The 9,442-nt window shown below is 60.3% G+C and carries 11 protein-coding genes; 8 read left to right on the top strand and 3 right to left on the bottom strand.

Annotated features, from left to right (window positions below):
* Nucleotides 1-975 (top strand): FtsW/RodA/SpoVE family cell cycle protein (locus QVE23_RS08905; RefSeq protein WP_287967964.1); only part of this gene is annotated, 975 nt, incomplete at its 5' end.
* A gap of 57 nt (nt 976-1,032) precedes the next feature.
* On the opposite strand, the gene QVE23_RS08900 is transcribed toward QVE23_RS08905, so the two are convergent.
* A complete protein-coding gene (locus QVE23_RS08900; protein ID WP_021748704.1) occupies nt 1,033-1,947 on the bottom strand; it encodes a hypothetical protein in 915 nt (304 codons plus the stop codon).
* Complete coding sequence (locus QVE23_RS08895) at nt 1,944-2,390, bottom strand: RNA polymerase sigma factor (RefSeq protein WP_273482328.1); 447 nt, start codon at nt 2,388-2,390, stop codon at nt 1,944-1,946. Before QVE23_RS08895 ends, QVE23_RS08900 begins: the two co-directional genes overlap by 4 nt.
* Before the next feature lie 249 nt (nt 2,391-2,639).
* Here QVE23_RS08895 and QVE23_RS08890 point away from each other — a divergent pair, with 249 nt between their 5' ends.
* The 4 genes from QVE23_RS08890 to rplT all read left to right on the top strand — a co-directional run bounded on the left by QVE23_RS08890 (nt 2,640) and on the right by rplT (nt 5,890).
* A complete protein-coding gene (locus QVE23_RS08890; protein WP_287967963.1) occupies nt 2,640-4,280 on the top strand; it encodes an S-layer homology domain-containing protein in 1,641 nt (546 codons plus the stop codon).
* Between the two features lie 489 nt (nt 4,281-4,769).
* Nucleotides 4,770-5,276: a translation initiation factor IF-3 gene (gene infC / locus QVE23_RS08885; protein WP_021750185.1), complete on the top strand. Its 507-nt coding sequence runs from the start codon at nt 4,770-4,772 to the stop codon at nt 5,274-5,276.
* A 33-nt stretch (nt 5,277-5,309) separates the two neighbouring features.
* On the top strand, nt 5,310-5,507 hold the full coding sequence (rpmI, locus tag QVE23_RS08880; RefSeq protein WP_021750186.1) for a 50S ribosomal protein L35: 198 nt from the start codon (nt 5,310-5,312) through the stop codon (nt 5,505-5,507).
* Nucleotides 5,508-5,539: 32 nt separating this feature from the next.
* On the top strand, nt 5,540-5,890 hold the full coding sequence (rplT, locus tag QVE23_RS08875) for a 50S ribosomal protein L20 (RefSeq protein ID WP_021750187.1): 351 nt from the start codon (nt 5,540-5,542) through the stop codon (nt 5,888-5,890).
* 104 nt (nt 5,891-5,994) lie between these two features.
* On the opposite strand, the gene trmB is transcribed toward rplT, so the two are convergent.
* Nucleotides 5,995-7,032 carry a tRNA (guanosine(46)-N7)-methyltransferase TrmB gene (trmB, locus tag QVE23_RS08870; protein WP_287555024.1) on the bottom strand — a complete coding sequence of 346 codons (1,038 nt, stop codon included), beginning with the start codon at nt 7,030-7,032 and terminating at the stop codon, nt 5,995-5,997.
* 184 nt (nt 7,033-7,216) lie between these two features.
* On the opposite strand from trmB, the gene QVE23_RS08865 reads away from it, so the two are divergent.
* The 3 genes from QVE23_RS08865 to QVE23_RS08855 all read left to right on the top strand — a co-directional run.
* Complete coding sequence (locus QVE23_RS08865) at nt 7,217-7,990, top strand: alpha/beta fold hydrolase (protein ID WP_336303977.1); 774 nt, start codon at nt 7,217-7,219, stop codon at nt 7,988-7,990.
* Nucleotides 7,991-8,284: 294 nt separating this feature from the next.
* A complete protein-coding gene (locus QVE23_RS08860) occupies nt 8,285-9,124 on the top strand; it encodes a 3-hydroxyacyl-CoA dehydrogenase family protein (protein WP_429835899.1) in 840 nt (279 codons plus the stop codon).
* 38 nt (nt 9,125-9,162) lie between these two features.
* On the top strand, nt 9,163-9,442 hold a 280-nt coding region (locus QVE23_RS08855), incomplete at its 3' end, for an acyl-CoA dehydrogenase family protein (protein ID WP_287967961.1).

Raw genomic sequence — 9,442 nt, 5'->3', positions numbered from 1 at the left:
GCCTACTTCCTGGACGTCTCCCGGCTGCTGCGCTGGGCCAAGTGGGTGTACATCAGCGCCCTTATCGTTGGTGTGCTGTTCCTGAGGTTTTCTCCCATAGTCAACAACGTCTCTTACTTCACCCGGTATGTGGTGCTATTCTATCCGGCAGTCTACGCACTGTGGCTGTATGCCTGCCGGGGAAAGGGCTGGCGGGGCCTGCTGGCTGCCGTGGCGGGCGGCATCCATTTGACGGTGGTCTGTATGTGTGCGCCCTTTATTCAGGGGATGATTCAGGTGATGGTTATTGGCTGCTTTCTGCTGTTGCTCGCTATCCAGATGGACTGGTTCACCGTGCCCCGGCGGCAGGGACTGGCGGCGGTGGGCGGACTGGCTGCTGTGATGGCTGGAGCGGTGCTGTGGATGCTGTTGGTGGCGGGCTATAATGCAGCGCGGATTCAGATTCTCCTGCACCCGGAGATAGACCCACAGGGGGCGGGGTATCAGGCTGTAATGGCTCGCCGGATACTTGGGGCATCCCGCCTGATGGGGAAGGGAGGAGACCTCTCAATCCAGCCGCAAACGGTCTGGGGCAGGGAACTGCTCCCGGAGATGATGCTGCCGGAGTGGAACCACGATTTTCTGCCCACCACCATGGTCTACAAACTGGGGTGGTTGCCCTATCTGCTCCTGCTGGCAGTTTTGGCTGTCCTGCTGCTGTGGATGCTGCGGCGATGTGCCTGCCAGCAAAGCCAGAGCGGAAAGCTGCTGGCACTGGCCGTTGTCCTGACGCTGGCGGTGCAGTCGGCCTTTGCGGCGGCGCTGAATCTGGGCTTTGTGCTGTTCAGCGCCCAGCTCCCTCTGGTGACGGGAAATCTCCACAGCATGGTGGACTGCGCCCTGATCGGGTTGGCGCTGTCGGCCTTCCGCTCAGAGTCCATTTTGCGGGACGCGGTGGTTCCGGTCCCGCGGCCCCCGCAAACACAAACAGCTTGACCAGAAAAGACAAGGGCGGAGAGGGAGCCCCTCTCCGCCCTTGCTGTATACAATTCGTCAGTTGGCCTCCTGAATCAGGAAGGTCTGGTTCCCCACCCCGTCCGCGGATTTCTCCACTTCCAGGTCCTCATGCGCCTCCTGCACCGCCAGCTGCGCATCCGTCATAGGCTCCCATGGGATACCGGTACTCTCCACAAAGGCCCGGGCAGCGTCCGGATCGGCTGTATGTGTGTCCAGCGGCAGGGTGAACATGCAGCCCGTCACATTGTCCCGCAGATCCACTGTGCCGTCTTCTGCCAGGGAGAAACGCTCATAGGAGGGGGCGGCGAATCCCTCATACAGCGCGAGATATACCGTGTGATCCGAAAATATCTCCAGGCTCTGCGTGTCCAGTACATAATAGGCCCGGCCGTCCCGCAGAAAGGAGGAGCAGGCACCGTTCAGGGTGAACACGTTGACGGCCCGGGGATCATAGCCGGACACCAGGGGCGTAACAGTGAAGGCCCCGCAGGGGACCACGTCATAGTTCTCCTCTGTCAGGGGTGTGCCGTCCGTTCGGACCACGGACACCACGGCATAGGTGCGGCTTTCCTGGACATCGGCGCACCACTGGGAGATGTTGGCGCCGCTGACCATCCCCATCAGGGTGACGGTGTAGTCCCCAACGGTCTGGGTCTCATTGAGGATCACGGCGGCTTCGCTCTGGAAGGCCTCCGCCAACATTGGATCGTTCAGTTCCTCCGCAACCTGGGCGGGGGTCAGCCACAGCACGGCGGCGGACACAGTCACGGCCAGGAGGGCCACGGCCGCCGCAGCCAGCAGGGTAATTTTTTTCGTGCGATTCATGGACATCTTGTTCTGCTCCTTTTCAGATGCGTGCCGCATGGCTGCCAGCTTTTGAAGAGTCCGCTCCTCGAAGTCCGGGGAGAAGTCCACGGCGTCAAATGCGGCGCGGTAGTTCTGGCGATTCATTCCACATCCTCCTTTAAAAGTTGGCGCAGCCGCTCCCGCCCCCGGGAGAGTCGGGTCCCCACGGTAGGGAGGGGGATTTGCAGCAGCTTGGAAATCTCCTTGATGGAATAGCCCTCATAATAATAGAGGTGGATGACAGCGCTGTACTTCGCCGGCAGGGCCTGCACGGCGGAAAGGATGGGGGAGGGCTCCGGCATCTCTCCGCCTGGAAGGACCTCCGCGGTCTCCAGGGGGAGATTCCGCCGCTCCGCCGCCCGGGCCACGTCGCAGGCCCGGTGGAGCGTGGTGCGGATCAGCCACGCCTTTTCGTGCTCCAGGTCCCGGAAGTGCGGCCGGGTGGTCAGCAGCTTCAAAAAGACCTCCTGCACCACGTCTTCCGCGTCGGCGGGAGAGGACAGGCGGGTCATGGCGATCCGCAGCAGCATGGGGCTGTACGCAGCCACCGTGCGGCGGATGGATTCGTCGGTACCAAACGAAGTCAGGGTCCTCAGCTCCTTTCACCCATAACACGGACCAGCTTGCCCTGATTATTCACCTTCCGGAAAAATTTGCAAAGCCCGTTTTCTGCCTGCGGGAGATTGACAGGGAGAAGCGGCTGTGATAATATGTAAACCAATTATAGCGTCCCTCCGCACTGCGGTGGGACTTTTTTGGGACACGGTATGTCGAAAAAACAGGAAAGGAAGCGGATCATGGGAAAAAAACGGGTGTTTGCGGCGCTGCTGGCGCTGGCAGTGACAGTGGGGTCTCTGGTACTGCCGGCCCGGGCGGCCTTTACCGATACGACGGGCCACTGGGCGGAGACCGCCATCACGAAATGGAGTGAGGAGTACAGCATCATCAACGGCTATGAGGACGGCACATTCCGGCCGGACAACTCCATCACCCGGGGCGCCTTTGCGGGCATTCTGGACCGCTTCCTGAAATTCCAAAGCACCTCGCCCGCCGGGACGTTCTCTGATCTGAGCGGGAACTACTGGGAGGATGCCATCCTGAAGCTCCACGCCTCCGGCGTTTACCTGGGCAACAACGGGCAGGCCCTGGCCGGGGACACCATCACCCGCCAGCAGGCGGTGACCATGATCGCACGGGCCTTCAACATCTCGGGGGAGAGCGCAACGGTCTATTACCTGGATGCGGACCAGGTGGCGGATTACGCGAAGCCGTATCTGGCGGAGATGTCCGCCCTGGGCTACATCACGGATTCCTCCGACGGGTACTTCCGTCCCACGGACGCCATCACCCGGGCGGAGATCGTGACGATCCTGGACAACATGATCGAGGTGCTGATCCAGACCAGCACCACCTACACCCAGGACGTGGAGGGCACGGTGATGGTCAACGCGGCGGAGGGGGCCTGCCTCCAGGACATGACCATCACGGGGGATCTGATTCTGGCCCCCGGCGTCACCGGGACGGTGACCCTGGAGAACGTGACCATCCAGGGCGCGGTACGGAACTTCGGCAGCGCCGTGGTCACGGACCTCTCCCAGCGGCCGGAGGAGCCGGAGCAGCCGCCGGCCATCCAGCCCGGCGACGTGTACACGCCCTCGGAGACCACAGGGGAGTATCTGACATACAGCAACCAACAGATCCCCATCTACGCCGGGGTGGAGCGGAACCGCTTCTCCCAGGGAGATTTCATGTGGGACCCGGACCGTCCGGACCGCCTGATCTATACCGGTGACGACTACCGGACCCGCTTCGGCATCGACGTGTCCGCCTATCAGAACCGGGCCAGCGCCAACGACACCATCGACTGGGAGGCCGCCAAGGCCGACGGCGTGGAGTTCGCCATGGTGCGGATCGGCCTGCGGGGCTACGGCTCCGGCAGCATCATGGAGGATGCTTTCTACGCCCAGAATATTGACGGGGCCATGGCGGCGGGCATCGAGACCGGCGTCTACTTCTTCGCCCAGGCCATCACCGTGGAGGAGGCCATCGAGGAGGCGGACTTTGTCATCAGCCTGCTGGAGGGCCACGAGATCGACGGCCCCGTGGCCTACGACTGGGAGATGCACGACAGCACCTACCGGGTCTACGGCACCACGCCGGAGATGGCCACCGCCTGCGCAGTGGCGTTCTGCGAGCGCATCGAAGAGGCCGGCTACGACGCCATGGTCTACGCCGGGCAGTATGTCAGCTACATCAAATATGACCAGGGCGCTCTGGAGCCGTATCTCTCCTGGTACCCCGAGTACAAGAGCGAGAGCTCCGAGCTTCTGTACCCCACCCTGTACTATCACATGGACTACTGGCAGTATTCCAGCAAGTGCTCTGTGGCCGGTATCGGCGGCAACGTGGATGTGAACCTCCAGTTCATCCGGCGGTAAGCCCTTCTCTCCAAAAGAAATACGGCGGGGCGTCTGCCCCGCCGTATGGCGATTCCAGGGGAGTTACTTGCGGTTTTCCTTCTGGGCCTTGTTCTGGTTCTGCTGGCTGTTCTCACGGTTCTCCTTCTGCTGAGTCTGGCCGGCATCGCGCTTGTTCTGGTTGTCGCGGTTGCTCATCAGGACACCTCCTTTCGCCTGCTTGAGTACATGGCATAGTCTCACCGCCAGCTGCGGAAATTATACGCGGAGGCTGGAAAAAACCTTGTCACCGGAGGAAAAAATGGATTGACAAAAGGACAAAAGGGTGCTATACTAATCCAGCAAAACAAAGAAGGCTGACTGCATCCGCCTCACCTCCAGCGATTTGGCAAAGAGGTTTACACTGCTGTAATCAGACCACCGGGCGGTGGTTTGTTGTTGCGCGGATGCCTGCATGGTATCCGCGTTTTGTGATTCTGAGATGGAGGTGCTTCGACCATTAGTAAAGTAGTGCATGAACTGAACGAGGAGATCAGAGACAAGGAGATTCGCCTGATCGGTTCCGAGGGCGAGCAGCTCGGCATCATGCCCCCTGCGGAAGCTTTGAAGATCGCCGACGAGCAGGGCCTGGACCTGGTCAAGATCTCGCCGCAGGCCGTTCCCCCCGTGTGCAAGCTGATGAACTACGGCAAGTTCCGGTTCGAGCAGAGCAAGCGGGAAAAAGAGGCCAGAAAAAACCAGCACGTGGTGGAGATCAAAGAGATTCGGATGTCTCCGGGCATCGACATCGGGGATTTCAATACGAAGCTCAAAAACGCGCAGAAGTTCATCGCCGACGGCAACCGCGTCAAGGTCTCGGTCCGATTCCGCGGCCGGGAGATGGCCCATACCGACATCGGCAGGGACCTGCTGGACCGGTTTGCCGCACAATGCGCCGAAACCGCCAATCTGGATAAGCCCGCCAAGCTGGAGGGCCGGATGATGTCCATCTTCCTCTCCCCCAAATCCGGCAAGTAATCTGATTTCAACGATACGGAAGGAGCAACCATTATGCCGAAGCTGAAGACCCACAGTGGTGCAAAGAAGAGATTTAATCTGACCAAGACCGGAAAGGTCAAGCGCGCCAAGGCCTACAAGAGCCATATCCTGACCAAGAAGGATACCAAGCGCACTCGTCGTCTGCGTGCCGGCGGCTATGCGGATACCACCAATGTGGATGCCATCCGCAAGATGATCCCCTACAAGTAAGACACGAGACGTTCAAATAGGAGGTTTTTGAAATGGCTAGAGTCAAGGGCGCGATGATGACGCGCAAGAGAAGAAATAAGATCCTGAAGATGGCGAAGGGCTACTGGGGCTCCAAGTCTAAGCACTTCCGTGTGGCCAACCAGGCCGTGATGAAGTCCCTGAGCTATGCCTACACCGGCCGCCGGCTGAAGAAGCGTGATTTCCGCTCCCTGTGGATCACCCGCATCTCCGCCGCCTGCAAGATGAACGGCATGAACTACTCCACCTTCATGCACGGCCTGAAGGTCGCTGGCATTGAGATCAACCGGAAGATGCTGGCGGAGATGGCTGTCAACGACGCCGCCGCCTTCACCCAGCTGACCGAGATCGCCAAGAAGGCGTAAGATCCCTTTCCAGACTATGTGAGCAGCGCCCTCCCAAATGGGAGAGCGCTGCTTTTTGTATATCCAGGGGCGGAGGGGAGGCAATCCCCGTTGTGCCCCTTCGGTCAGGCTTTCCGACAGAAGTACGGCCCGCAGTCCGCCTCATGGGTCTGCGCAAACGTCCAGGTGAAATCCTTGTCTACCACATACCAGTCCGCTCCGGGAATGGCGCGTGCATCTGCGGGCAGGGTAACCAGCTCCTCCGCCGTCACCGGCCGCACCAGAGGCTCACCCTCCGGCGGCTCTTCATAATAAAAGAGGTATTTCTCACCGGATGCCTCCGACAGAGCCTGCCGGGCCGCGTCGCCGGACAGGCAGGGCACCAGGTTCCAGGAGAAGAGATGCCACAGGTAATTCCCATCCGACAGCACATGCCTCCCCAACTCCGCGTCGGACACGCCGTCGGCAAAAACGTCCAGCCAGCGGTTCTTCACCCGCCGAATGTCGGTGGGGAAGGGTTCCTCCCAGGGAACCATGGTGGCCACACACCGGCAGATGGGCAGCCCCTGCTCATGGAACTTGGCCTCGTAGTCCGTCATGACGCCCACCGGGCCATTCGCATGGAGGTCCCGGGTGACCTCGGACAGCTCAAAGCCGAACAGAGGCAGCTCCTCCACGGAGAAGGTGAAGAGGTCCTGATTGTCCGTCTTGAAGTGGATCTGCCCGCCCATCTTCAGCACCTGGCGGTACAGCCGCAGGAAGTTGCCGTGGGTCAGGCGGCGCTTGGCGTGGCGGTTGCTGGGCCAGGGATCGCAGAAATTGATATAGATCCGGTCCGCCTCTCCCGGGGCAAAGAACAGGGGCAGCTGGTCAGCATTGGCGTCGATGAAGAACACGTTGGTGAGCCCCTGGGCCGCACACCGCTCCATGGCCATGACCATGGCATCCGGCACCCGCTCCACAGCGATGAACAGCACGTCCGGCTCCGCCGCCGCTGTGCCGGCGGTGAAGCGGCCCTTGCCGCAGCCCAGCTCCAGCCGCAGCTCCCGGGCCTGGGGCATCAGCTCCCGCCACTTGCCCGGCATGGAGTAGGGCTCCCGGATCAGGCGGTCGCCGCAGCGCTCCATCCGGGGGATCAGATTCTTTTTCTTTCGCATCCGCATGTGTCAACATCCTCCTGGGTCGGTTCCCGATCCGATTTCAGGAAGACCCCGCCGGGGAGTCCTCCGTACATTCAGAATGCTATTGTACCATACAGACCCGGCGCTGTAAATGGCGGCGTGGATTTCCTGCTTGCGCGGAAAGCAAAGAGATGATATGATAGCCCAAATGGGAGGGGGGAGCGATGTGCCCAAGGTGCCCTACTGCGGCAGAAGCATGTTTTATCAGGAGGCGGGCGAGGGCCCGGTCCTGATCTTTCTCCATGGCAATACCGCCTCATCCCGGCTGTTTGAGCCGTTGCTTCCACTCTATACGCCTCATTTCCGGTGTGTGCTGCTGGACTTTCTGGGAAACGGGCGCTCCGACCGGGTGGAGTCGTTTCCGGCGGACCTGTGGCAGGAAGAGGCTCGGCAGGCCCTGGCCCTGATCCGGGCGGCGGGCTATGAGAGGCCCTGTCTGCTGGGAACCAGCGGCGGCGCCTGGGCCGCCATGAACGCGGCCCTGCTGGCACCCGGCGCAGTAGGCGCCGTAGTGGCGGACAGCTTTGACGGGCGGAGCCTTCACCCGGGGTTTGCGCGGGATTTGACAGCAGAGCGGGACCGCGCCAAAAGAGACGAGGCAGCCCGGGAATTTTATGCATGGTGCCAGGGACCGGACTGGGAGGCGGTGGTGGACCGGGACACGGATGCCCTGTTGCGATGCGCCGCCTCCGGACGGCCGCTGTTCTGCGGCCCGCTGGAGCAGATGCGGCCGCCGGTGCTCCTGATGGGGAGCCGGGAGGACCCCATGTGCAGACAGGATTTGGAAGAGGAATACAAGGCGATGGCGGCGCAGATGCCCCATGCCGCCGTGCGCTTGTTTGCATCCGGTGGGCACCCTGCCATTCTTTCCCGGGCGGAGGCGGCTAAGGAGGAGATCCTGGCATTTTGGCTCCGGTGCGAGGCGGCCGAGAGGCTGTGAGATTTCCGGCAGATACAACTGGAACGAAGGGCCTTGTGAATGCATTAACAAAATTGTATAAAGTTTAACGAACAATTTGTATGAAGTGTAAAAAACGTGAAATTTTTCGCAAACTGCACAAATTATACTTGATAAATGCCGCCAGTCACCCTATAATAAAGTTTGTGAGTAAATTGGCAATATCGGAATGACTCTGTGTTCTCCCGGAGGGGCGGCACAGCCCGGCCCCCTGGAGTGCCGAAAGGCATGAAACAAGGAAACCAAACAATTTATTCAAAAATAACAGGAGGAAAAATCATGAAGGTTGCAGTTTTTGGCGCAGGTACCATGGGCAGCGGCATTGCGCAGGTTTTCGCGGCAAAGGGCCACACCGCCCTGATGTATGCCAGCTCCGTCGCTTCCGCGCAGAAGCACAAGGATAAGCTGGCTGCTTCCCTGCAGAAGCGGGTGGAGAAGGGCAAGATGACCCAGGAGGCTGTGGACGCCCTGCTGGCCAACGTGCTGGTGGAGGAGAAGTCCGCCTGCGCCGACGCGGATCTCATCATCGAGTGCGTCAAGGAAGACATGGCTACCAAGAAGGAGCTGCTGAATGAGCTGGACGGCCTGTGCAAGCCCGAGGCCATCTTCGCCTCCAACACCTCTTCTCTGTCTATCACCGAGATGGGCAACGGTCTGAAGCATCCCGTCATCGGTATGCACTTCTTCAATCCCGTGCCCAGCATGAAGCTGGTGGAGATCATCCGCGGCGCCAACACCACCCAGGAGACCTTCGATTTCGTCTATAAGCTGTCCCAGGAGATCGGCAAGGAGCCCGTCGAAGTGGCTGAGGCCCCCGGTTTCGTGGTCAACAAGATCCTGATCCCCATGATAAATGAGGCCATCGGCCTGGTAGAGACTGGCGTCGCCTCCGTGGCCGACATCGACAAGGCCATGCAGCTGGGCGCCAACCATCCCATGGGCCCCCTGGCTCTGGGCGACTTCATCGGCCTGGACGTGTGCTTGGCCATTATGGAGACCCTGTACAATGAGACCGGCGACTCCAAGTACCGTCCCGCGCTGCTGCTGCGCAAGATGGTCCGCGGCGGCCTGCTGGGCAAGAAGACCGGCAAGGGCTTCTATGATTATTCCAAGTAATTGAAGTCAGCACCAACAAGAAAAGGAGTTAATGGTATATGGATTTTCATCTGACAAACGAGCAGCAGATGCTCCGGAAGATGTACCGTGAATTCGCCGAGAACGAAGTGAAGCCTCTGGCTGAGGAGATCGACGAAGAGGAGCGGTTCCCCATGGAGACCGTCGAAAAGATGGCCAAGCTGGGGATGATGGGTATTTACTTCCCCAAGGAGTACGGCGGCGCCGGCGGCGACGTTCTGTCCTACGCCATGTGCGTGGAGGAACTGGCCAAGGTCTGCGGCACCACTGCTGTTATCGTTTCTGCCCACACTTCCCTGT

Source organism: Oscillibacter sp. KLE 1728 (assembly GCF_934833455.1).
GTDB lineage: Bacteria > Bacillota > Clostridia > Oscillospirales > Oscillospiraceae > Oscillibacter > Oscillibacter welbionis.
This window is presented reverse-complemented; position numbering and strand designations above follow the sequence as displayed.

Bases quoted from the DNA above. Each gene is read 5' to 3' on its own strand.
- rpmI (WP_021750186.1), top strand. From the start codon at position 5,310: ATGCCGAAGCTGAAGACCCACAGTGGTGCAAAGAAGAGATTTAATCTG.
- rplT (WP_021750187.1), top strand. From the start codon at position 5,540: ATGGCTAGAGTCAAGGGCGCGATGATGACGCGCAAGAGAAGAAATAAG.
- QVE23_RS08900 (WP_021748704.1), bottom strand. From the start codon at position 1,947: ATGAATCGCCAGAACTACCGCGCCGCATTTGACGCCGTGGACTTCTCC.
- trmB (WP_287555024.1), bottom strand. From the start codon at position 7,032: ATGCGGATGCGAAAGAAAAAGAATCTGATCCCCCGGATGGAGCGCTGC.
- QVE23_RS08890 (WP_287967963.1), top strand. From the start codon at position 2,640: ATGGGAAAAAAACGGGTGTTTGCGGCGCTGCTGGCGCTGGCAGTGACA.